Origin of the sequence: Nocardia sp. NPDC023733 (assembly GCF_040639775.1) — a bacterium.
Lineage (GTDB): Bacteria > Actinomycetota > Actinomycetes > Mycobacteriales > Mycobacteriaceae > Nocardia > Nocardia rosealba.
In genome coordinates this window covers 598,846-621,394 of sequence record NZ_JBFAAN010000001.1, presented here as the reverse complement: position 1 = coordinate 621,394, position 22,549 = coordinate 598,846, and the positions used below count along the sequence as shown (strand labels likewise).

Here is a 22,549-nt window from a genome sequence, read left to right as displayed (position 1 = left end):
TCAGCCGCCGAGACCCGCGCGCAGGACCCCGACGACCTCGCCGAGCGGCACCTGACGTTGATCACCGGTGGCCATCTCCTTGACACCGATCTCGTTGTTCTCGAGATCGCGGTCGCCCAGGACCAGCGTGAACTTCGCGCCGGACCGGTCGGCCCCCTTCATGGCGCCCTTCATGCCGCGCCCACCGTAGGCCAGGTCGACGCTGATGCCCGCGCCACGCAGCTCACCGGCCAGCGTGACCATCCGCGCCTTGGCCGCGTCACCGAGGGCGACGCCGTAGACCTGGCAGCGCGCCGGATCGGCGGCCGACTTGCCCTCGGCCGCCAGCGCGAGCACGGTCCGGTCGACACCGATACCGAAGCCGATACCCGAGAGCGGCTGCCCGCCGAGCTCGGCCATCAGCCCGTCGTAGCGCCCGCCACCACCGATGCCCGATTGGGCGCCGAGCTGGTCGTGCACGAACTCGAAGGTGGTCTTGGTGTAGTAGTCCAGGCCGCGAACCATGCGCGGGTTCACCACGTACGGCACGCCGAGCGCGTCGAGGTGGGCGAGCACCTGCTCGAAGTGGGCCTTGGCCGACTCCGACAGGTGGTCGATCATCAGCGGCGCGGCGGCGGTGAGTTCGCGGACCTCCGGACGTTTGTCGTCGAGCACGCGCAGCGGGTTGATCTCGGCGCGGCGGCGGGTCTCCTCGTCCAACGGCAGGTTGAACAGGAACTGCTGCAACAACTCTCGGTACTGCGGGCGGCAGGTCTCGTCGCCGAGCGAGGTGATCTCGAGACGGAAACCGTCCAAGCCGAGTGCCCGGAAACCGGCGTCGGCGACGGCGATCACCTCGGCGTCGAGCGCCGGATCGTCCACGCCGATCGCCTCGATACCCACCTGCTGCAGCTGCCGGTACCGACCGGCCTGCGGCCGCTCGTACCGGAAGAACGGTCCCGCGTAGCACAGCTTGATCGGCAGCTGACCACTCTTGTCGAGCCCGTGCTCGATCACCGCCCGCATCACGCCCGCGGTGCCCTCGGGCCGCAGGGTGAAGCTCTCGCCCTTGCGGTCGGCGAAGGTCCACATCTCCTTGCTGACCACGTCGGTCGACTCGCCGACACCCCTGGCGAACAGGGCGGTCAGCTCGAATATCGGCAGCTCGATGTGCCCGTACCCGGCCAGTCGGGCGGCATGAACCAACCCGTCGCGCACGGCGACGAACTCGGCCGAACCGGGCGGCACGTAATCCGGAACCCCCTTCGGGGCACTGAAGCTGCTGGTCTTGGTCACGATCACCCAGTTTTCCCCACGGGCGCCCTCCGCGTCCAACCGGTTACCCTCTAGGCGAACCTGACGACACGGGAGGAACGCGGTAGTGCCGAGTAACGAACAGCGACGGGCGGCGGCCAAGCGCAAGCTGGAGCGCCAGCTGGCACGACGGGCCGAGCAGGAGAAGAAGCGTAAGCGCCTGACGATCGCCGGGTCGGTGCTCGGCGTGATCGTGGTCGCGGCCGCGGGCGTCGGGGTGTACTTCCTCACCAACGGTGAGGACAGCACCCCGAGCGCGTCGGAAACGACGAACGTCAGCACGAAGAAGCCACAGCAGCCCGGTGTGCTGCCCGCACTGCCGACCGAGTCCAAGACAGTGACCTGCGCTTACCCGACCGGGGCCGAGCCCGCCGCCAAGCCGGTGACCCCGCCCGCCGAAACCTCGGTCGCCGGCGGTCCCGCCGCGCCGAAGACCCGGGTGACCATCGACTCCACCCAGGGGCCGATCGGGCTCGAGCTCGACAGCACCGGGTCGCCGTGCACGGTGAACAGCTTCGTGAGCCTGGCGCGCCAGGGCTACTTCGACAACACCGAATGCCACCGGATCTCCGCGCAGCCCGGCTTCGAGATGCTGCAGTGCGGTGACCCGACCGCCTCGAGCCAGGGTGGTCCCGGCTACGCCTTCGCCAACGAGTACCCGACCGATCAGTACGCCGACACCGACCCGGCGCTGGAAACCCCGGTCACCTACAAGCGTGGTGTGATCGCGATGGCCAACTCCGGCCTCACCCCGGAGGGCACCAACGGCAGCCAGTTCTTCCTGGTCTTCGGCGACACCACGCTCCCGCCGAAGTACACGATCTTCGGAACCATCGACGAGCCGGGCCTGCAGACGCTCACCAAGGTCGGCGCCGAAGGTGACGACGGGTCCAGCCCGGCGGGCGGCGGCAAGCCGAAACTGCCGATCTCGTTCAACACCGTCAAGGTGGGCTGACACCCCGGCTACCACGACACGGGCCGGACACCTCGCGTGTCCGGCCCGTTCGTCGTTTTCAGGGTAGGCTCAGATGTCCACTTCCACAGCGGCATCGGGGAGCAGTCATGGCGGAACTCGACGACATCGGCAGCGAAACGGCGGCGATGATGCGCACCATGCTGCAGATGGCCACCCTGGTCGCCCTCAAGTCGCGCGAACACGGTCAGAAAGAGGCCGAGTCCCGCGCCAAGGCGATCGAGGCGAAGATGAAGGAAGCGCGCGAGCTGCAGATTCGCGAGGCGCGCGATCTGAAAGCCAAGGACCCACGCAATATCGAGCTCAAGCAGATGATGACGATGGGTCAGACCAAGACGCAGGAGAAGGGTCTGTCGTTGCAGAAGGACCCGTCGTCTCCGTTCGCATCGAGTTCGGCCGCCGCGACAGCGACCAAGAGTGTGGAGGCGCCGCAGCTCGGGTACGACTCGACCGAACGCCGTGCCGCCATCGCAGCGCATCTGCAGCGGGCCGGTGTGGCACCGGAATTGAGTCAGGTACGGATGCTCATGGAGATGAGCCAGGGCATTTCGCCCGAGGAAGCGCTGCGGATACGCGACGTGCCGACCCGCCACGTGGGGACCCGTGAGCGCGGGATCGAGTCGCGCGGGATCGAGCGCGGCCGCTGACCCGGGGCGGTCACCGCCCCGGACCGTCGACGCGGTTCACGACGCGGAGGGGTCGCCCTTCTCCCACGCGCTGCGCGGAACGTGGGCGAATTGCTGATCGTCCGTCGGGTTCTCCACGGGCAGCGATTTCAGCATTTCCTTGTGCCCGTTGCGGACACTGCAGTACTTGAACGGCCCACGCGGATCGAACAGTTTCGTCATGTGCGGGTCGGCGTGGTCGAGGAACCACACGCTCAGACCCGTGCCGCCCTTCTGCCGGTAGAACTCCCATGCCTGCCACAGCGCGAGCAGACGCACCGCGGCCTCCGGGTGGCGCCACCATTCCGGGCACCACACCGTGTCGCTGATATCGGTAACCTGCCGCCGATAGATCTCACTGAGATACTCGTTCACGAACGACACCAGATCGGCGTAGGCGTAGTCCTGCGTCTCCGGATTCGATTCCTGGTCGTTCACAGCGGCTTGACCTCCTCGATTTCACCGATCTCATCCGGTGGCGGATTGTTCTTCGACAGTGATGCCGGCGGCTGGGCGCTGAGCACCAGATCGTCGATGCGGGTCTTGCGGGTGGGGTCGTTGTCGTCGATCGAGCGACGGACCGCGTCGGCGTATTCCGACTCCCACCACGGCACAGTCCGCACGAGCACTGCGGGCTGACCGGAGGTGAACACCACGGCCCGCCCACGTGGCAAGGTGGCCAACCCCTGTGCGGTGAAGGTGACCGACGAGCTGAGCGAGCGCGAGTAGCTCTTGCTGTTGCCCGACTGCGACACCGACGCCGAGATGGAGTCGTATTCGCCGATCGCCTCGGACCGGTCACGCAGGAAGGCCATGTCGTCGACACCGCTGCCGAGCACCTTGATGTTGGCGGCCGACCACAGCGCGTTCATCCCGTCCGCACCCCAGCAGCGCGCACCCTGTGCCCAGGACTGCAGCACCGTCATCACCACGATGCCGCGCGAACCGAAGTGGCTGTACTGCTTGGGCAGGTCCTTCCAGCGCACCACGTTGGCGGCTTCGTCGAGGACGGCGAGCAGCGGGATCGGCAGCCGCCCGCCGGACGACATCGCCGCCTTGCGCATGGCGACATCGATCACGGCCTCGGTGAGGGCGCTCACCAGCGGCGCCGCCGATCCTCGACCTTCGAGCGAGAGGCAGTACAGCGTGCCGTTGCGTTCGATGAACTCGAGCTCGTCGAACTGCATCCGGTCGCTGCCGCCGCGGGTGATCCACGGGTGCACATTGGACAGCTGCAGGCAGCGGATCATTTTCTTCGCGGTGCCGAAAATGCCGCTCTTGGTGCGCTGTTCGGCGTTGTACTGCATGGCGAGACCCGCCGCGGTGAAGTCGTGGCCCGCGCTTCGCAGGTGCTGGATCGGTTCGCTGTTCTGCGAGTCGGTGACCCATTCCCAGACCTGGGTGATCGGCTTGCCCGCGATCGCCGCCGCGAGGAACAGCCCGGCCAGCAGGTCTTCGGCCTCGGGATCGAAGAAGCTGTCGCCGCTGTCGGCGCCACCGGACTCGGCGTCGGCGAAGTGCCCGGCCAGCCGGGCGGCCCGCATCTCACACCCCTCGCGCCGGAAATCGACCCAGGCCAGCGGATCCCAGAACCAGGTCGGCCGCTCCCCGGCCACGCCCTGCGGGTCGAACACGAAGGTGGCGCTGCCCTTGGCCTCGCGGACGTTGCGGGTCGCGTCGACGACGTCACGTTTGTTGGACGTGGTGAGCACGGGGCCGATGGCGGACAGGATCGCCGGGATCACCCGTGACGTCGATTTGCCTTGGCGGGGACCCCAGATGTCGAGGTGCAGGTCTTCGTAGGAACCGTAGAGCGGCGTCCCGTCGGCCACGGCGACACCGATCGGCACACCGGGCGCGTCGTTGGTGCCGAGCCGTACCCCGAGGTCCTTGGCCTTCTGCCGGACCCCCTCCTCGGTGATCGAGGCGATCGCGCTGCCACTACCCATGTGGTCGGCCTTGTCGTCGATCGCCAGCCGCCCAGCGCCCGCCCGCTTCTTCATCTGCTTGCGGATGTAGAAGTAGGCGAAGATCGCCGCGATCACCAGCAGGACGATCACCGTCGACGCGCGCGGCCAGTGCAGTTTGCCCCGGGCGAGGTCGGCGACCACGGCGATCGGGTTGGCGGGCACGTTCTGCGGCTGCACCGACAGGGCGTTGCCCAGGTGCAGGGCGACGGCGAGGACGCCGAGCGTCGCGAAGCCGAACACGATCAGGATGAGCGTCGTGTCGGGCCCGACCGCGGCCGGGTCCTTCACCTTTTTCTTCGCCACGTGTGCCTCCTCGAGGACCTTGTCGGATGTGGATCTCAGCGGAACCCGTCGAGGCGCCAGCCTTGCGGCGTCTGCACCACGGTCGCGATGACCGTGCTCGGCGGTAGGTCTTCGGTGCGCCCGTCCGGGTAGACGACGGTCTGCTCGATGCCGATCTTGAACTGCGTCACGGCCGGGTCGGCGCTCGGCGGTGCCTTCTCCCCCGAGGCGAAGGTGAAGGCCGTCACCTCCGCTTTCGCCTTCGCCCAATCGGCCCATTGCAGCGACGGTTTCGGTGCCGCCGTGCCGGTCGGCGCGTCAAGCATACGTAACATGCTCGGCCCCAGCCATTTTCGCGCACGCGCCAGCGAATCACCAGGTTCCTCGGTGACCGGGTGCCAGGTGTACACCTCGCGCAACGCGACCACCGCTACCCCGTCGGGAGTGGTCGGGTCGACGGTGGCCGCCGCCTCGAGCAGCCGGGTGGTCGAACTCGCCTGTGGGCGCGCGGGATCGGCGTCGCCACCGCAGGCGACGAGCACCGTACTCAGAAACGCCACGAGCATCACCGCCGGGGTCGTGCCGATTCGTGTTGTCCTCAACCAGGTTATCCCTGGTCGGGCCGCCCGTGTGGTCACACAACCCTCCTCGCCCGCGCGTCACCGGGCATCGCCACCTCGACGACGCCGCCGCCACTGCGTCCGCTCGGCGCGACCGCCTGGATCACCTGGCCGTTGCCGGCGTAGATCCCGACCTGCGCCGGTCCCTGTGGTCCGAAGTCACTGAACACCAGGTCGCCCACCGAGATTCGCCCGAGCGGCACCTCCGTGCCCGCCTCCCACTGCTGTTCGGCGGTGCGCGGCAGGTCCACCTCCCCCGCCGTCGCCGCGAACACCGCCGCGGCCGTCAGACCGGGACCGTCGAATCCGCCACCGCTGGGTCCCTGCGGACCGCCTCCGCCCCACACGTACGGCACGCCGAGCCAATCGTGGGCGGCCTCGGCGATCTGTGGTCCCTCGGCGCCGGGTTCGCGGGTGAACCGACCCTGCGCGCCCGGTGCCCGGTACTGCGGTTCCATCGCCAGGATGTTGGTGACGTACGGGCGGGTCTCGGAGTAGTGCGCCGCGTACCGATTCGGCATGCCGCCCGAGGCCAGCACCGCGCCCTCACCGGCGTTGTAGCCGGCGAGGGTGAGGGCGGCCAGGTCGCCGGAGACCTTGCCCTGCGCGATCCAGCCCGCGATCTTGTGGGCGATGGCGCACATGTAGCGGGCCTGGCCGATGATGGCGTCGCCGTCGTCCCACACGCTTGCGGTGCCGTTGCCGTCGGCGTCGATGATGTAGGGCTGTCCGTCGTCGGGGTTGATACTCACCGCCGTGCCGGGCAGGAACTGGGCCAGTCCCTGAGCGCCTGCCGGTGAGGTGAGCCCGCGCCGGAAACCCGACTCCTGCTTGGCCTGCGCGGCCAACAGCGAGGAGGAGATCTCCGGGCACACAGTGCCCGCGCGCCGGTACCAGATCTCCAGCTCGACGGGCACCTTCCCGTCGGCGAGCAGACCGCCCGCACTGCCGAATCCACGAACACAGCTCGGGTCGTTCGAAAAGGCCCGCGCGCCACCGACATCGGGGGTCGGTGCGCCGTCGAGCCACGGCATCGGGTCGATCTGGCGACCACCGGTGAAGCGACCACCGGGCACGATCTCGAAGTGCAGGTGCGGACCGCTGGACTCGCCCGCCGAACCGACCATGCCGATGGGCTGACCGGCGGTGACGGTGTCACCGGTGCGCACCTTCACGCCGTGATCCCACATGTGCCCGTAGACCGCGGAGTAGGCGCGCCCGTTGTAGTCGACCGAGTCCACGACGATCCAGTTCCCGAACCCGGACGCCGGCCCGGCCGCGACGACGCGTCCGTCGGACACCGAATAGATCGTCGTCCCGTCGGCGGCGGCCATGTCGATGCCCTTGTGCCCGCCGCCGCGTGAACCGAACACATCGGAGATGGTGAAGGTGCCGACCTCCATCGGCAGCGTGCGCCGCAGCGGCCCGACCCCGGCCGCCAGCGACGGTGTGCCGGTGACGGTCGCGTTCGTGGTCGTCGCCGCGGTGGTGGCGCCCGCGCGGGTGTCGGCGCCGAGTTCGGGCAGCGTCGGCGCCGAGGAGCCGACCAGCACGTCACCGGTCTCGCAGGTCTCGTCCGAGGACGGCAACACGATCACCAGCACCATGGCAACCAATCCGATGACCGAGCCGAAGACGCCGATGATCATCGAGCGGGCGTTCATCGGCCACCGCCCCGGGTTGCGCGCCGGGCGGCGAGGACAGGCTCGTCCGCCGCGGCGGTGTTCACGTGCGGCGCCGGGTTTCGTTGAGCGTGTCGGCGAGGGTGCGGTTCATCTCGGCGGCCGCGGCCAGCTGTTGTTGCAGCAGCACCACTTTGCGGCGCAACGCGGTGGCGTCCATCCGGTCCAGGCTCGGCCCCTCGGCCGCGCGCACCCAGTTGCGCACCGAATTCGCGTGCACGCCGATCTGTTCGGCGACCACCCGGCACGCCTCGGACTCGCTACGCAGCTTGTCGGTGAGCGCGAGGACCTGTTCGACGGCGGCGTTGCGCACCTCGGGCGAGACGCGGCGGTAGGACCGGTGCGGCATCATGGCTGGTCCTCCTCCGGTGCTTGACCTCTCGGGTGGTCACCGAACTCGCTGAACCGCTGGTTCGTGTCGTGGATTCCGCTTTCTTTCTCCGACACCGTGAACTCCATGTGGAAGGGGATGCCGGGACGGCGATCCTCACCGATCTTCAGCAGAAACTTGCCGGTACCCGGCGGCGACGGCCGCTGCTGGCCCGGTTTGAGTGCCTCACCGGTGAGCGCCTGCGGCGCCGACCATCCGGTGACCATCTCCTGTTCGGCGGCCGTGAACGGCACCGTCGAGTCCAGTCGCGAGATCTCCTCGGCGGGCAGGGCGCCGAAGATCTTGGCGCGGGCGCGTTCCAGGAAGCCGATGGCCTTGGCGATGGCGGCATCCGAACCGAGCGCCTGCAGGTCCTTGATGGTGTGGCTGATCATGATCAGCGCGGTGGCCAGGCCACGCTGCAGACGGGTCAGTTCGTCGACGCGGTCGACCATGAAGTCGCCGAGCCCGAGCACCTGCCACAGCTCGTCCATCACCACCTGGAAGTAGCGCTGCGGGCCGAGTTTCGCATCGGCGAGCACGTGCGCCGCCTCCACCGAGGCGAAGCCGTCGGCCCAGCAGGCCAGCATCACGGCGGCTTTGAGCTTCTTGTCGCCGGTGGGGATGTGGGACACGTCGATGCACACCGCGACGGCGCCGGTGTCGATGGGCACGCTGGTCTGGCCGTTGAAGATGGCGCCGAAGGGGCCCTGGGTGAGCGCCCGCAGCGAGCGGCGCAGATGTTTGATGGCGTGGGCGTATTCGTCCTCGTCGTCGGCACCCGCGTCGAGCATGAGTTCCGGTCCGCCCGCGACGATCACCTCGAGGAGATTCTCCATGATCGGCGGTTTGTCCGGTGCGTAGCCGCTACCCGGCTGGTACAGGATGCGCAGGGCGGTGGCGATGAGCGTTTCTTCGAAGTCCGCCACCCGGGCGCCGCGGACCAGTTCCACGAGACCCGCGATCAGAGTGACCTGCCGGGCGCGCAGATCCTGGAGCACCTGCAGTTGCAACGCCGGGAATTCCTCCAGCCGTGGCACCACCGAGCCGAGCACACCGGCGGCGAGCGGGTTGAGCTTGCCGTGCCCGTAGCCGAGGTCGATGACCTGACCGCCGACGAGCTCGACCATCTTGCGGTAGTCGGGTTTCACGTCGGCCAGGATCAGCGGGGTGATGCCCTGGGCGATGCCGCCGAGCACGATCCGGCGCACCAACGAGGACTTACCGAAACCGTTGAGCCCCAACACGAAAAGGCTCGGCGCGGTGATGAAACTGCCGCGCATGAACCAGTTCATCGGGTCGAAGCACACCGGGGCGCCGGTGTGCAGATGCGAACCGAGCGGGGTGCCGATCAATGGTGCGCCCGCGCCGACCGACCACGGCCACAGGCCCGCGACCTGCGCGGTGGTCGCCCGGTACTCCACTGGGCGACCGACGACGTTCATCTTGCCGCCGCCCGCACCCGAGTAGCCCCGATCGGTCAATTCGGCGGTGGTGCGGTCGAATCCGTCTTTGACGACGGCCTCGGAGCGGGCCTGGGCATTGTTGCGGCGCAGGTCGTCGGTGTGGATGCGGAAGGTGGCCCAAGCCGCGCGCAGACCCGACTGTTCGCGCGCGATCATCTCGTAACGGGCGCGGGTGGCGTCGTCGAGGAGCGCCGGACCTTGGCGGCGTTCGGGTTTGGCCTTCGCCCGCGCCGAACGACCCGCACCCATCGCGCGGTCGGCGGCGTCGTCCGGGCGCAGGGCCTTGGCGGGCCGCGCCACCTTGGCCGGACGCTGCTTCTTCGTCAGCTTCGGCGCGGACTGCTTCGGACGGCGAGGCGAATCACCTTGCGGGCGTTCGTGTTCCAACCGTGGTCCGTGGTCCTCGTCGCGCAGTCCGCCGAGTGGGCGCCGCTCGGCGTCACGACGCGGACCACGCCCCCGCCGCTCCCCCTCCCCGCGCCGGTCACCACGTCCACCGCCGCGGACATCGTCGCGACGGCCACGCAAATCCTCACCGCGACCGCGCATGTCGTCACCGCGACCACGCGAATCGTCACCACGGCCCCGCAGGTCGTCAGCATGCCCGCGCGGGTCGTCGCCGCGCCGCCCGCGCACGTCGTCACCCGACGGTCGCCGCTGACCAGCGCCACGACCTCGCTCGGATCGCTCGCGGGCGGAACGTGCCGGATCCTCGCGCGGTCCGCGCTCCCCCGCCGCACGTTCCTCGCCCGCGCGGGAACCCCGCGACGGGTCGTCGCGGTCGGTGCGCTCGTCGAGGCCGAGCACGTCGTCGCTCACGCGCGACGTGCTCCCCGCGGGACGTGGCTCGCGTTCGCCGCGGATGCGTGGTGGCCGGTGGACCGGGCGCAACGCGATGTCGTCGCGGTCGCGCACCGGGGGTTCGTAGTCGCGTCCCATGATCGCCTCACCCCGCCAATGCCTTCGGAATGGTCGCGTGTTCGGGCAGGATCACACCGCAACCGAGAGAGGCCGCGAACGCCGCGGACTGGTACCGGTAGCACCGGCGGATCTTGAGGCGGGCCTGCGTCGACAGGTCCCGCGTGATGGCCTCGATGCGCGGCAGGTCACCGCGCAGCGGTTCGGTGATGGTCACCAGGGCACCGAAGCGGGTGACACCGTGACCGCGCGCCTGTTCCTCGCGCGCCTGCTGGGTCGCGCCGACGCGCAGCGTGGCCGCCGCCGACACCACACCGCGTTCGCTCTGCTGGGCGACGAGCGCGTTCTTGAAGTCGTCGTCGACGATCTCGGCGGCGTCGGCGGCCGAATGCGGTCGGTAGACGATCGCGATGCGTTTGCGTGGCACTTCGGGATTCGGCGCGAGCAACCGCTGCAGTACCCGTTCGTCCACCGCGCCTTCCGGGGCGGCGTCCATCTCCCAGGTCACCGAGCGGCCGCCGTCGTGGATGAAGTGGTCCCACTTCTCGTCGTAGGACACCGGGCCCGCGTCGTCCCAGCCGAGGCCGTGCCCGCCGGGATCGGCGGCGGCCACCTCGAGATCGGCCTGGGCGGCCGGGTCGTAGCTGCGCCGGATGAAGGAGATGACCTCCTCGGCCGACATCGGCTGTGCCCGCACGCCCGCCTCGGCGAGTGCCGCGCAGATTCCGGGCAGCCGTCGCCCGATCTCCACGGCCTCCTCGGCTGGGTTCTTACGTCGTTCGGCGGTGGTCGCCTTGAACGTGATCGCCACGCGCGGCAGCAATTGCACACGCTCCTGCGGCAATTCGGTGGCCAGCTCGTACATCACCTGCTGGGCAAGATCCGGCGCCTCGGGGCGGGTGATGGTGGAGACCTCGTTGAGCAGGCGGTTGCCGGTCTCGGGCACGGTGTCGATCACTGGGACCACCGCGACGATGTCGCTGGTCTGGCCAACCGATGCCAGGAACGTGCCCCACGCGGAGACCCAGCGGTCGATCACCGGCTGGTCGACCGCCTCGTGGCCCTGCGGCCAGGCCCGCAGCACCACCGTGTACTGCGCGAAGGCGGGCAGGTGGATCATCCCGAAGTGGTAGCCGCCCGCGTCGATGCCCTCGTAGAGCTTCGACGGGGCGAGCAGTCCCGGCAGTTTCGTGACGCCGCCGGGGATCCGGGAGAACCGGCCACCGCGGTACACGTGCTCGCCGTTGCGGCGCGAGCGCATCCAGTTGAACATCATCAGTCCCGTCTCATAGCCCGAACGGCCCCCCGTCCGCCACACCAGCGGCACCATCACCAGCGCGCCGAAGCCGCCGACGATGAAGCCCCATTTGAATCCGCCGACCATCGCACAGACCAGTGCCGTGATCACCACGACGAAACCGATGACGGTCTCTTCCCAGCGCAGGCCGAAAAGGCCGGCGCTGCGGGGTTTCTGCCACAGGCCGTAGGAGCGGCGCTCGTAGGTGTCGGTCGCGGAGGTGCTCATCGCGGAATCGTGCTCCTGCCGAGGTCGGGTGAACGGTTGGCCCAGCGGTCACCGGCCACGTCGCCCGCCCGTTCGTCGGCGCGGGCGGTGGAGGCCGCCGCGGCCCGGGCAGCGGCCATGTTGCGGGCCGCGCCCGAGGGCACCGCGCCCGAACTGGCCGGTGGCGGTGCGGAACCGCCGCCGCGTGGCGGTGGCGTGGGTCGCGGAGCGCCACCGCGCTGGGCGGCCGCGCCACCGGTACCGCCTGCCTGATTGCCGAAGTAGCCTGCCGTGCCCGGCGCCGCGACGGGCCGCGCGGCCACGGCCTTGGTGCCGACCGCGCCGAGCGCCATCGCACCGAGGGCCACACCGCCGGTGGCGATCAGACCCGAGCCGCCGGTACCGACGGTGGCCACGGCGGGCGCGACCAGCCGCATCAGCGCGGGCAGCACGAACGCCACGCTGCACAGCAGCACCAGCGCGACCAGCATCCGCTGGGCGTCCTCACCGCTGGGCAGCCCACCCGAGGCGGTGGTCTCGTCGGTATGTCCCGCCGTGGTGAACGCGATCATGTACACGATCGCCGCCACCGGTTTGAACAGCATGAACGCGATGATCCAGCCGACCAGTTTCTGATACGACTGCTTGCCCGTACTGGTCGCCGACGCCGCCGCGGCCAGCGGCAGCACACCCGCCGCGACCACGAGCAGACCTTGGCGCACGATGGCGAGCACGATCTGGGCGAGCGCGCCGAGCAGGCCGACGATCGCGATGATCAGCACCAAGCCGGGCGAGAAGGCTTGCAGCTTCGAGGTTTTCACCATCAGTTCGGCCATGTTCTTGGCGTTGCCGCCGGTGGCGTCGGCGATGATCCACTCGGAGAACTTGTCCGAGGCGCGCGTGCCCGCCACGATCACCGCGCCGAGCATCCACGAGCTGAACACCACACGCGCGAACAGCCGGAACGACTCGGCGGCCTCGCTCACGGCCGCACCACGTCTGGCCTCGGCCAATCGGCCACCGGTGATGATGACCGAGGCGATCAACAGCAATATCTGGATCTGATACGTGTAGTCGTTGATCTTGGTGAACAACGCGCCCGAGTCGCTCACCGCCTCGTTGGGCACCTTCATCCAGAAGGTCAGGGCAAGGATCAGCGCCTCACCGAGACCCTTCATCAGCGAGTCCACCACCTTGCCGAAGGTGGAGTCCCACGCCTTGTCCTTGACCGCCGTCGCGGCATCGCCCGGGTGCGTGGCGGCATTGCCCGCCTTGCAGACCGCCGACGCGGCGTCACCCAGCGAGACACCGGGAATGGCGACGCTGTCGAGCGTGTCGTGCAGTTCGTTGCACGCCTCGTCGAAGCCGTAGGTCTGACCGTAGGCCACGGTCGGGGTCGCGATCATCACGGTGAAGATCACCGCGAATATTGTGACGATCCGCCTCAGCATTGTCGGCACCCCTCGATGGTTGGTCACCATGTCGTCCACCCCGCCAGCGATTCCACGTATTCGGTCCGGTTGTTGGTGGTGGTCGACGGTTTCAGCCGCCAATCACCGTCGTCCCACACCACGATCAGCCGCATGGCCGCGTACAGCTGTTTACCGTCGACCACCGGACCGCGCGAGGCGAGTCGCACGATCGCCATGTCGTCGGCGTAGTCATCGATGCGGAAGGCGTCGGAGGCGACGAAGTAGCGCGTCACTTTCTCCGGCTGCTGCTCGGGCAGTTTGTCGGCGGCCAGCGCCGAGTCGTAGGCGGCCAGCTGGGTGGAGCTCACCCGCAGCTGCGTCACGTACAGGTCGCGGTCGGCGGGCCTGGCGTTGAGCCGGTAGGTGATCTGCGCGGCGGCCAGCGCGGCACCCTGCGGGGTGTGCGCGTAGCCGACTGCCAGTCCGGCCTCGATCCGCGACGGTCCGTCGGAGGTGGAGAACGGCACCGACGCGCCGTAGACCCGCTGCCACCCGTGCGGTTTCGTCGTGCCCGCCGGGGCGGCGGTGAGCCAGTCCGGGTCGTCGGGTGTGCGCCGCGCGCTCGGGTCCTGGGCCAGCGGTTGCCCGGCCGGGTTGTTGGGGATGTCGACGCGCCTGCCGAACAGGTCGACCTCCGGTTCGGCGAAGCCCGTGCCGCCCGCCGCCTGCGGTGGCGGCGGACCGGCGTCGATCTCGCCCTCGCCGCTGCTGGTGAAGTACACGACCGCGCCGACGACCAGGATGAGGGCGAGCAGGGCACCGGAGGCGATCATGCCGAACGACGCGCGGTCGCGCGTCGACGCCTCCTTCTCGCTCACTTCGGTGCCTCCAATATCACGATGTCGGGTGGTAATTCGTCGATCGCGTCGACGGGTCGGGTGGTGGACTCCGGGTCGGGTAAGCGCAGTCGCCAGTCTTGTCCGTACCAGCTCACCGCGGTGTGGTTCACCGCGCGGGAACGGTCCGAGTACTCGGTGTAGACGTCCACACGGGCTTGCTCGTCACGGTATTCGGTGATTTTGTAACCCAACAATTTCGGCGCGTACTCGGGCGCGGCGGGCCCGACGATCGACAGCTGCACCCGGTTGATCGCCCACTCGTCGCGTGCCGGTCCGGGGACGAGGCCCCGGTTGACGACGGTGGCCCAGTCGTCGTCGGGTGCCACCGACAGCCGGATGGTGTGGGTGAGTGCGGCCAGCCCGGCCCCGCGCGGCGAGTGCTCGAATCCGGTTGCGGCGCCCTGCTGTACCTGGGCGGGCCCCTGATCGGCGTGGGGCAGGGCGATGCCCTGGTAGTGCTGCCAGCGCACGCCGGTCGGTGCCGAGGACAGGTCGGGGCCCGCGTCCTGCTCACCGCAACCCGCTGCGGCGGTGAGCAGGGCGATACCGACCAGCACCGGTCGTGTCACTGTGGAATTCATGGTCGTGCCTTCGTCGTCCGCTGCCTCACGCCGGCAGGAATGCCAGCGCGATCGCCGACGCGGTGCTGGCGACCGCGGCGCCGATCAGGCTCATGAGCACACCGTGTGAGGCATCGTTGACGGCGAGGTCGCTGCGGAACGCGATCCACAGCCGACCCGCCGACAGGATCATCCAGGCCAGGCACGACAGCAGTACGAACCACAGCAGCCAGTTGAGCAACTGCATCAGCGGCGCGAGCACGTCGGCCGGGATCTGTTTGTAGGCGAGCACGGCGATCACTAACCGATGACCGCATTCATGATCGTGCCCGCGCTGGTGGCGACGACACCGCCGATCATCGCGCCCGCGACCATCTTCGGCGACTCGAGACCGCCGCCGGTCCAGCGCTCCCACGCGAACTTGCCGCCCGCGTAGGTGATGCCGCAGATACCCGACAGCAGCACGAACCAGGTGAGGTATCGCACCAGCTGCAGGATTTTCTCCGAGCCGGGAGGAGCTTCCGGGGTCGGGTTACCGACCTGGGCAAGCACGGTGCCGTACGTGTCCTGCACGGCGAGGAGGAGCATGCTCATCGGGTGCCTTTCTCCCACTGTAAAGGTGTTGTGCCACAAACACTTCGACGCCGACACACGTTTGTACACCACAGACGGCCGACGCGCCCGGCCGTCATGATCGACCCCGCTGCGCCGCCGAGGAGATCGGCGAACCGAGGCTCGTTCTGATGGCGGCGACCAGATCGGTTCCCAGCTCACCGATCTCGATCGGAACCTCTTCGAGCGGGTCCGGCCTGCGCTTGCGGGCCACCACCTCGTCGCCCGGGGACCACACCGGCAGCGCCCCGGATTCGACGAGAGTCCATTCCTCGATCCACGGCACCTGCCAGACGTGCCCGGCCAGCGAACCGACCACATCGCGGTAGCGGCGGATCTCTGCGGGCATCCGCCCCGGCCGCGCGGCGACGGTGATCAAGCCGAGCACCAGCGACGGTCCGGCCAGCCCCGCGTGGTGCTGGCGCAGCAGATCGTGGGCACGGGTGAGTCCCGAGATGGTCTCGCGCGCAACGAGCACCACGTAGGGCGATTCCCGATCGAAGACACCCGGCCAGCGGCCACGGGCGTCCGCGGCGGGCGCGAGGACATGCGCGAGCGTGGTGGCGCCTGCCCCACCGTGCACGCCGAGCAACCAGACCAGCGGCGCCCGTCCCACCCCGGGGACCGGGCGCTCCCAGATCTTGGCGCGCAACGATTCAGGCGGCGCGACGACACCGGCGGGCGCGTCCGGTTCACGACGACGACGAAGATTCATAGCTGCCGTCATGATGCCACTCCCGCGAGCAAGCTCCCATATGCCGCACGCGTCGCCTCGGCGAGCTCGCTGTGGCGAACCAGTTCACCGCGCGCCAGATGCGGGTCGTAGGGGATCTCGACGACCTCACGCACCCACCCCGACAGGTGTTCGCGCAAATGCTCCGCAACGCGCGAATCGTCCTGCGAATACTGATGGGAGACAACGATGGTGGTGTCGGCCACGACTCCCGCGCCGTCGTCGCCGTAATGGTCGTCGAGCCATTCCAGGGTCACCCGCAGCCGGTTGGCGGCGTCGACCCGGGCCGGAATCGTCAGAACGAGCGCGATATCGGCGTCGTCGAGCAGGGGGCGCAGTTGCCGTCCGGCAATCGGGTTGCCACCGTCGTAGACGGCGGTGTAGCCACCGGCGTCCAATGCCCTGGCGACAGTGAGATATGTCGCGCGCCGCCGCAGCGGGGTCGCGTCGCGCCAGAGCAGCCCGAATCCGGAGGTGGACCGCGACAGGCAGTCCTCGATCGGGGCCGGTTCGTCGTCGCCGCGCCCGTAGACCCACGACTGCAGGTTCACCGGGTGCAGGTGTTTGTCGGCGCCGCGCAGGGCGAGGTCGCTGCCCGCGGCGGTGGCGTCGACGGCGACGGTCACCGCACCGTCGATCGCCGAGGCCGCGGCCAGGCCGAGAGTGGTCGTCGTGGTGCCCGCGCCGCCGCAGCCGCCGACAACGAGGATCGGCCTGCGTGCCCCGCCGGAACGCGCGCCGCCCCTGCGCCGCAACCGCACCACCGGAGCCGGATCACGCGCGAGGTCGTCCGACGGGTCCCCCTCGGGGGCCTCGTCGAGCCATCGGCTCCAGTCGTCTGTCATCGCCTTGCTCCTTACCCTGCCGCGATGCCCGCGATGAGCGTGCGATCGCCGACGCGCGTCGTTCGCACCAACTGCTTGGTGTAGGTGGCCGGCGCCCCCGCGGGCCGGAATTCGGTGACCTCCACGGTGTACCGGTCGGGGGCGACGGTGGTGATCCGCACGCAGTGCGTCGTGCCGACCGGGATGGAATCGATGCCGCGCTGGATCACCGCGGCCGAGGACACCTCGGCATCGGGGGTGACCACCGCGCGTGCCTCGGTGCCCGATCGGGTCACGTAGTAGGCGTACTGGAAGGCGAGCACCGCGTCGGGACCGGAACTCGTGCCGCCGGGTTCGGCGCTACGGACCACCAGTTCGGTGCGTTCGGTCGGGCACGCGCCCCCGGCGTCGGCGGTGAGGTTGCCCGCCGTGAAGTGCAGCGGGGTGGCCGGTTGCGCGGCGTGGCTGCTGCCACGTCCGAACAGCAGGAACATCACACCGGTCGCGGCGACCACCAGCACCAGCACGGCGACCGCGAGCACGACCCATGAACGGTTGCGCCGCCGGGCCCGGCGTTCCCGCAGGGCGCCGGAGGGTTCGAGCACATGCGCTTCGTCGTAGTCGTCGGCGGCATCGGCCCACGGGAACTGGACGAGTTCGGCGTCGTAGTCGTCGTCGGGACCTGGCGCGTGTTCCACCCAGTCCGACCAGCCGCCGGTGAATTCGCTGCGCCGCGCGGCGTGTTCGGCCAGCGGCACGGGCTCGGGCACGTAGGGCCGCGCTTCCATGATCGGCGCCGGCTCGCGCTCGTCCGCGTAGTAGTCGACGGCCGGTTCGTCGCGGGGTGTGGTGTCGTCCGCGAGCGATTCGGAATCGTCCTCGGCGAAGCGGGCCTGGTCCCGGTCGGCGGCGACGAACGAGTCGCGCTCGCGCGGCCGGAATTCGGCGATCGGGGCGGGACTGTGCTCAGCGTGCCGGTTCGGAGCGGGATCCTGCGCCCGCTGCCGGTCCTCGGTACGGGGCGTGGGGTCGAACCCGGCTCGCCGGTCCTCGGCACGCGCAGGCGTTTCCTGCTCCGCCGAGCGCGGTGCCGGGTCGGCGCCCGGATCCGGTTTGGTGAAGTCGCGGGCGGTGAAGTCCTCGGCGCAGGATTCGTCGGCTTCGGGGGCAGGCTTGGTCCACGGTTGTCCGGAGCGCTCGACGGGCGTGGCCGGGTGGTCGGCCGTCGGGATGCGCTCGGGGCGCTGCGAATATCGGGCGGGGGCCTCGTCGTCGCCCGCCACCTGCTCGGTGGTGTCCTGGCGCGCAGGGTCGGCCGTGTCGGTTTCCGGCTCCAGCGCCGAGTACCAGCGCGACAGTTCGTTGTACGACTTCAACATTCCCCCCTTTCCGCTACGCCGGGCACATGGATTCGCATCGATACCTCTCGGTACTCAGTTCACTGAGAACGGGCTGGTAGGTGATGGTTCGGGTGTCGCGGCAGGCGGAGTCGTCGCGCCGCCGGATGAGGCGCCATCGGCTCCTGTCCCGAACGGAAATTGTCCCCCATGACCGGGTTTCGATGGCGTAGGCTCGCCGGTTCGGCTGGTGAAGAGGCCGGGGTCGGGCGTGTCGGGCCCGCCGAGCGGTGTCGCGCCGCGCCCGGAGGTTGCTGCGGCGTCGCGGGCGATCGCGGCGAACCAGTCGGCCACGTACCGGGTCGGTGTCGCGCCCTGGGCGCCTACCCCGATCTGGGAGTACGCGACGTGGCGCTGCATGGAGTCCCAGTAGCGCACCCAGGTGGTCACATCCAGCAATTCCCGGTTGTCGGTGATGTTCTGCGCCACCGCCGTGAAGGCCTCGTTCACCAGGCGCACGCCGGTGGTCGGCGGGATCAGCTGCGCGACGGCACCGACGAGCTTTGTCCCGAGCAGCGTGAGCCCGGCCAGCGGGTTCGACAGCGCCGCCGTGGCCAGTTCGGCGATGCTCGCCGGCGTGAGCACGGTCTTCACCACGGTCGCGACGGAGTTGAGGCCGATCATGCCCACCTTCAGCAGCGCCTGGAACGCGGCGTTCACGTCGAGGGCGGCGCGCGGGTCGGCGGCGTCGGCGAGACGCTGGGAGATCGACTTCTTCGGCGAGAGCGACACATCGGCCAGCGTGCTGCCCGCGATGTCCTCGTTCACCACGGTCGAGGCGGTCTTGATCGAGGTGAACGCCAGCGCCTGCGCGATCGAGACCAGCGAACCGATGGGGTCGCCGCCGGACAGTTTCACCTGACTCACCAGGTTGGTGACCGCCCGCATGAGTGGCGCGTTCTGGGGTGCATCACACGCGAGATCGCCTGTGGCACAGAAGCTTGCGACGCGACCCGTGAGTTTGCCGTAGTCGCCCGCCCGGTCGTAGCGGGAACCGAGCCCGCCGCCGGGGGCCGGCGCCTGACGAACCTCACCGAGGTCGGCGACGGCGGCGCCCTCGGTGCCGGGAGCGGCGAGCGGGGTGGCGCGGTCGGGTGCGCCCGGGAACAGCGGCGCGTTCTCGCCCCGGGTCGGATCGGCGAACAGCGCGACCGCGGCGACCTTGTCGGCGGGCAGTACGCCGGCGCCGGAGCCGACCTCCTGCGCGAACAGCGAAGCCACATGGGCGCCTTGCGAATACCCCACCACGGCGATGCGCGAGTCCGGGCACCGCTGAGCTACCTGCGTGGCCATCGACCGCAAGCGTTCGAGGCCGCCGTCGACCGATTCGGTGTAGGGCACGACCCCGCCGGGAACGGCACCACCGAAGCCCGCCTCGTAGGGGACGTAGGCGCGGTCGACGAGTCCCGGTTCGGCGGCCGCGGCGAGCAACGGCCGGAAGACGGTGCTCAGCATGCCGGTGTCGGTGCTCGGCGCGGCATCGGGAGAGGACTCCCCTGTGCCCTGAATTCCCAAGGCGTACAACGCAGGACAGGCATCGATGGCCACGCGTGTCGACGGTGCGACGGGGGTGACCTCTTCCGCGGCGGCCACCCCCGCCGACACCGACGCCGAGGCAACGGTGATCGCGATCATCGTCACCGTGAGTCGTGTCGTGCACCGAGCCATATCGATCCGCATCACAGTCCGTTTCGGCTGACCAGTGGAACGTTGAAACGCAGTAAACCGTAACAGATTCCGGGTATCCGAACCCCTGCCCAAACCGGCCCTTCCGCTGCCCCCAGCAAACCCTTGCGCGCCAGCTACTTCCTAGCGATTCATCAGAACGAAGCGAGCACAGCGAGCGGCCCGGGCGCCGCGAATAGCGTGTGCCCGGGCCGAGAAGCCGTGGTCAGGCTGCTGAAGTCACCCGGTAGACGTCGTATACGCCTTCGACATTGCGCACCACATTGAGCAGATGACCCAGGTGTTTTGGGTCGCCCATCTCGAAGGTGAATTTGCTGATCGCCACCCGGTCGCCGTGGGTCGCCACCGACGCCGACAGGATATTGACCTTCTCGTCGGCGAGCACCTTGGTGACGTCGGAGAGCAGCCGGGTGCGATCCAGTGCCTCGATCTGGATCGCGACGAGGAACACCGACGACGGCGACGGTGCCCATTCCACGTCGATGATCCGTTCGGACTGCGACTGCAGCGAGCCCGCGTTGGTGCAGTCGGTGCGGTGCACACTCACCGCACCGCCACGGGTCACGAAGCCCATGATCTCGTCGCCTGGTACGGGCGTGCAGCATTTCGCGAGCTTGGCGACGGTGCCGGGGGCGCCGGGGATGAGCACGCCCGCATCGCCGGTGACCCGTTGCCTGCTCGGCGTGGTCGACGGCGTGGACCGTTCGGCCAGCTCGTTCTCCACGTCGCCGATGCCGCCGAGCTGGGCCATGAGCCGCTGCACCACGTGGTGCGCCGACACCTGGTGTTCGCCGACGGCGGTGTAGAGGGTGGAGATGTCGGTGTAGTGCAGTTCGTGCGCCACCGCGGTCATCGCGTCGACGCTCATCAGCCGTTGCAGCGGCAGCCCGACGCGGCGGACCTCCTTGGAGATCTGCTCCTTGCCGCTCTCGAGTGCCTCCTCGCGCCGTTCCTTGGCAAACCACTGGCGAATCTTGGCCTTCGCGCGGGGCGAGACCACGAAGTTCTGCCAGTCGCGGCTGGGTCCGGCGTTCTGTGCCTTGGAGGTGAAGACCTCGACGACCTCGCCGTTCTCGAGCTGACGTTCCAGCGCGACGAGCCTGCCGTTGACGCGGGCACCGATGCACTTGTGGCCCACCTCGGTGTGCACCGCGTAGGCGAAGTCGACCGGCGTCGACTTCTGCGGGAGCGTGATCACGTCACCCTTGGGGGTGAACACGAAGATCTCCGGCGATTTCAGGTCGAAGCGCAGCGACTCGAGGAACTCGGCCGGGTCGGCGGCTTCGCGCTGCCAGTCGAGCAGCTGACGCATCCAAGCCATGTCGTCGACCTCGGCGGCGTCACCGGAGTGCTTGCCCTTGGTCTCCTTGTACCGCCAGTGCGCGGCGATGCCGAACTCGGCGGTCCGGTGCATGTCGTGGGTGCGGATCTGCACCTCGAGCGGCTTGCCGTCGGGGCCTACGACAGTGGTGTGCAGCGACTGGTAGACGCCGTAGCGCGGCTGGGCGATGTAGTCCTTGAACCGGCCCGCCATCGGCTGCCACAGCGAGTGCACCACGCCGACGGCGGCGTAGCAGTCGCGGACCTCCTCGCACAGGATCCGCATGCCGACCAGGTCGTGGATGTCGTCGAAGTCTTTGCCCTTGACGATCATCTTCTGATAGATCGACCAGTAGTGCTTGGGTCGCCCCTCGACGACGGCGTTGATCCGCGACGCGGCGAGAGTGTTGACGATCTCGGCGCGCACCTTCGCCAGGTAGGTGTCGCGCGACGGGGCCCGGTCGGCGACCAGGCGGACGATCTCGTCGTACTTCTTGGGGTGCAGGATCGCGAACGCGAGGTCCTCGAGCTCCCACTTGACCGTGGCCATCCCGAGCCGATGTGCCAGCGGCGCAATGACTTCGAGGGTTTCCTTGGCCTTCTTGGCCTGTTTCTCCGGCGGCAGGAAACGCATGGTCCGCATGTTGTGCAGCCGGTCGGCCACCTTGATCACCAGCACGCGCGGGTCGCGGGCCATCGCGATGATCATCTTGCGGATGGTCTCGGCCTCGGCGGCCGCGCCGAGGTTGACCTTGTCGAGTTTGGTCACCCCGTCGACGAGGTGGGCGACTTCCTGGCCGAATTCCTCTTTGAGCTGGTCCAGCGAGTAGCCGGTGTCCTCGACGGTGTCGTGCAGCAGGGCCGCGACCAGGGTCGTGGTGTCCATGCCGAGTTCGGCGAGGATGTTGGCGACCGCGAGCGGGTGGGTGATGTACGGGTCGCCCGACTTGCGGAACTGCTTGGCATGGCGTTCGTCGGCCACGTCGAAGGCGCGCTGCAACAGCGCCAGGTTGGCCTTCGGGTACAGCTCCCGGTGCACCGTCGCGAGCGGTTCGAGCACGGGCTTGACCGCCGCGATCCCGCGCTGACCGGTCATCCGCCTGGCCAGCCGGGCACGCACGCGCCGTGATGCCGAACTGGGCACCGAGGCGGTGGGCGACTGCTTCGCGGGTTCGGGCTTGCCCTGGGCACCACCGGTTGGCGCGGCGTCGGTGGACCCCTGCCCAACCTTCGCCTCGCCGAGTTGTCGAGTCATGCCACCACCTCTCACGCCGCATTCGACCTGTCAGCCGACTGCTGCAACCGCCCGGACCACCAACTTTAGTCCCCACACCGACCTGGTGTTCGATTCCCCGGGGTCACA

Annotated in this window: 20 protein-coding genes; 2 read left to right on the top strand and 18 right to left on the bottom strand. The window is 69.1% G+C overall.

Going from position 1 to position 22,549, the window contains the following annotated elements; all coding sequences use genetic code 11:
* Entirely contained in the window at nucleotides 1–1,275 is a 1,275-nt protein-coding gene (hisS, locus tag AB0F86_RS02825; protein ID WP_356984148.1) for a histidine--tRNA ligase, read from the bottom strand.
* Nucleotides 1,276–1,360: 85 nt separating this feature from the next.
* Here hisS and AB0F86_RS02820 point away from each other — a divergent pair, with 85 nt between their 5' ends.
* Nucleotides 1,361–2,248, top strand: coding sequence for a peptidylprolyl isomerase (locus AB0F86_RS02820; RefSeq protein WP_356984146.1), 888 nt, complete (start codon nucleotides 1,361–1,363; stop codon nucleotides 2,246–2,248).
* 107 nt (nucleotides 2,249–2,355) lie between these two features.
* Nucleotides 2,356–2,913 (top strand): hypothetical protein, encoded by a 558-nt coding sequence (locus AB0F86_RS02815; protein ID WP_356984144.1) that lies wholly within the window; start codon nucleotides 2,356–2,358, stop codon nucleotides 2,911–2,913.
* Between the two features lie 36 nt (nucleotides 2,914–2,949).
* Here AB0F86_RS02815 and AB0F86_RS02810 read toward each other — a convergent pair whose 3' ends face one another.
* From AB0F86_RS02810 to AB0F86_RS02730, 17 genes are all read right to left on the bottom strand, one after another.
* Complete coding sequence (locus AB0F86_RS02810; RefSeq protein ID WP_225280601.1) at nucleotides 2,950–3,369, bottom strand: DUF4913 domain-containing protein; 420 nt, start codon at nucleotides 3,367–3,369, stop codon at nucleotides 2,950–2,952.
* Nucleotides 3,366–5,204: a TraM recognition domain-containing protein gene (locus AB0F86_RS02805; protein ID WP_356984142.1), complete on the bottom strand. Its 1,839-nt coding sequence runs from the start codon at nucleotides 5,202–5,204 to the stop codon at nucleotides 3,366–3,368. The genes AB0F86_RS02810 and AB0F86_RS02805 overlap by 4 nt, the downstream gene beginning before the upstream one ends.
* 35 nt (nucleotides 5,205–5,239) lie before the next feature.
* A complete protein-coding gene (locus tag AB0F86_RS02800) occupies nucleotides 5,240–5,785 on the bottom strand; it encodes a hypothetical protein (RefSeq protein ID WP_356984141.1) in 546 nt (181 codons plus the stop codon).
* Between the two features lie 32 nt (nucleotides 5,786–5,817).
* Entirely contained in the window at nucleotides 5,818–7,467 is a 1,650-nt protein-coding gene (locus tag AB0F86_RS02795; RefSeq protein ID WP_356984139.1) for a peptidoglycan DD-metalloendopeptidase family protein, read from the bottom strand.
* A 61-nt stretch (nucleotides 7,468–7,528) separates the two neighbouring features.
* Nucleotides 7,529–7,837 carry a transposase gene (locus AB0F86_RS02790; RefSeq protein ID WP_225280598.1) on the bottom strand — a complete coding sequence of 103 codons (309 nt, stop codon included), beginning with the start codon at nucleotides 7,835–7,837 and terminating at the stop codon, nucleotides 7,529–7,531.
* Entirely contained in the window at nucleotides 7,834–10,260 is a 2,427-nt protein-coding gene (locus AB0F86_RS02785; RefSeq protein WP_356984137.1) for a hypothetical protein, read from the bottom strand. The genes AB0F86_RS02790 and AB0F86_RS02785 overlap by 4 nt, the downstream gene beginning before the upstream one ends.
* Nucleotides 10,261–10,267: 7 nt before the next feature.
* Complete coding sequence (locus AB0F86_RS02780; RefSeq protein WP_225280596.1) at nucleotides 10,268–11,764, bottom strand: SCO6880 family protein; 1,497 nt, start codon at nucleotides 11,762–11,764, stop codon at nucleotides 10,268–10,270.
* Entirely contained in the window at nucleotides 11,761–13,164 is a 1,404-nt protein-coding gene (locus AB0F86_RS02775; protein ID WP_225280595.1) for a hypothetical protein, read from the bottom strand. Before AB0F86_RS02775 ends, AB0F86_RS02780 begins: the two co-directional genes overlap by 4 nt.
* Nucleotides 13,165–13,217: 53 nt before the next feature.
* Nucleotides 13,218–14,033: a hypothetical protein gene (locus AB0F86_RS02770; protein ID WP_225280594.1), complete on the bottom strand. Its 816-nt coding sequence runs from the start codon at nucleotides 14,031–14,033 to the stop codon at nucleotides 13,218–13,220.
* The gene (locus AB0F86_RS02765) at nucleotides 14,030–14,635 is read right to left on the bottom strand and encodes a hypothetical protein (protein ID WP_356984135.1); all 606 of its coding nucleotides are present in this window, start codon (nucleotides 14,633–14,635) and stop codon (nucleotides 14,030–14,032) included. The genes AB0F86_RS02770 and AB0F86_RS02765 overlap by 4 nt, the downstream gene beginning before the upstream one ends.
* Before the next feature lie 25 nt (nucleotides 14,636–14,660).
* Entirely contained in the window at nucleotides 14,661–14,915 is a 255-nt protein-coding gene (locus AB0F86_RS02760) for a hypothetical protein (protein WP_067493516.1), read from the bottom strand.
* The gene (locus AB0F86_RS02755) at nucleotides 14,915–15,208 is read right to left on the bottom strand and encodes a hypothetical protein (protein ID WP_067493819.1); all 294 of its coding nucleotides are present in this window, start codon (nucleotides 15,206–15,208) and stop codon (nucleotides 14,915–14,917) included. The genes AB0F86_RS02760 and AB0F86_RS02755 overlap by 1 nt, the downstream gene beginning before the upstream one ends.
* Nucleotides 15,209–15,302: 94 nt before the next feature.
* Nucleotides 15,303–15,953: a hypothetical protein gene (locus AB0F86_RS02750; protein WP_225280592.1), complete on the bottom strand. Its 651-nt coding sequence runs from the start codon at nucleotides 15,951–15,953 to the stop codon at nucleotides 15,303–15,305.
* Entirely contained in the window at nucleotides 15,950–16,804 is an 855-nt protein-coding gene (locus AB0F86_RS02745; RefSeq protein ID WP_356984133.1) for a hypothetical protein, read from the bottom strand. The genes AB0F86_RS02750 and AB0F86_RS02745 overlap by 4 nt, the downstream gene beginning before the upstream one ends.
* An 11-nt stretch (nucleotides 16,805–16,815) precedes the next feature.
* Nucleotides 16,816–18,162, bottom strand: a complete 1,347-nt coding sequence (locus AB0F86_RS02740; protein ID WP_356984131.1) for a hypothetical protein — start codon at nucleotides 18,160–18,162, stop codon at nucleotides 16,816–16,818.
* Between the two features lie 54 nt (nucleotides 18,163–18,216).
* Complete coding sequence (locus AB0F86_RS02735; RefSeq protein WP_356984400.1) at nucleotides 18,217–19,815, bottom strand: cutinase family protein; 1,599 nt, start codon at nucleotides 19,813–19,815, stop codon at nucleotides 18,217–18,219.
* A 256-nt stretch (nucleotides 19,816–20,071) separates the two neighbouring features.
* Complete coding sequence (locus AB0F86_RS02730; RefSeq protein WP_067636147.1) at nucleotides 20,072–22,441, bottom strand: RelA/SpoT family protein; 2,370 nt, start codon at nucleotides 22,439–22,441, stop codon at nucleotides 20,072–20,074.
* Nucleotides 22,442–22,549: the final 108 nt, after the last annotated feature.

Coding starts and splice junctions, on each gene's coding strand:
- AB0F86_RS02755 (WP_067493819.1), bottom strand. CDS start 15,208: ATGAGCATGCTCCTCCTCGCCGTGCAGGACACGTACGGCACCGTGCTT.
- AB0F86_RS02745 (WP_356984133.1), bottom strand. CDS start 16,804: ATGACAGACGACTGGAGCCGATGGCTCGACGAGGCCCCCGAGGGGGAC.
- AB0F86_RS02785 (WP_356984137.1), bottom strand. CDS start 10,260: ATGGGACGCGACTACGAACCCCCGGTGCGCGACCGCGACGACATCGCG.
- AB0F86_RS02815 (WP_356984144.1), top strand. CDS start 2,356: ATGGCGGAACTCGACGACATCGGCAGCGAAACGGCGGCGATGATGCGC.
- AB0F86_RS02730 (WP_067636147.1), bottom strand. CDS start 22,441: ATGACTCGACAACTCGGCGAGGCGAAGGTTGGGCAGGGGTCCACCGAC.
- AB0F86_RS02735 (WP_356984400.1), bottom strand. CDS start 19,815: ATGATCGCGATCACCGTTGCCTCGGCGTCGGTGTCGGCGGGGGTGGCC.
- AB0F86_RS02740 (WP_356984131.1), bottom strand. CDS start 18,162: ATGTTGAAGTCGTACAACGAACTGTCGCGCTGGTACTCGGCGCTGGAG.
- AB0F86_RS02750 (WP_225280592.1), bottom strand. CDS start 15,953: ATGACGGCAGCTATGAATCTTCGTCGTCGTCGTGAACCGGACGCGCCC.
- AB0F86_RS02790 (WP_225280598.1), bottom strand. CDS start 7,837: ATGATGCCGCACCGGTCCTACCGCCGCGTCTCGCCCGAGGTGCGCAAC.
- AB0F86_RS02780 (WP_225280596.1), bottom strand. CDS start 11,764: ATGAGCACCTCCGCGACCGACACCTACGAGCGCCGCTCCTACGGCCTG.
- AB0F86_RS02795 (WP_356984139.1), bottom strand. CDS start 7,467: ATGAACGCCCGCTCGATGATCATCGGCGTCTTCGGCTCGGTCATCGGA.
- AB0F86_RS02765 (WP_356984135.1), bottom strand. CDS start 14,635: ATGAATTCCACAGTGACACGACCGGTGCTGGTCGGTATCGCCCTGCTC.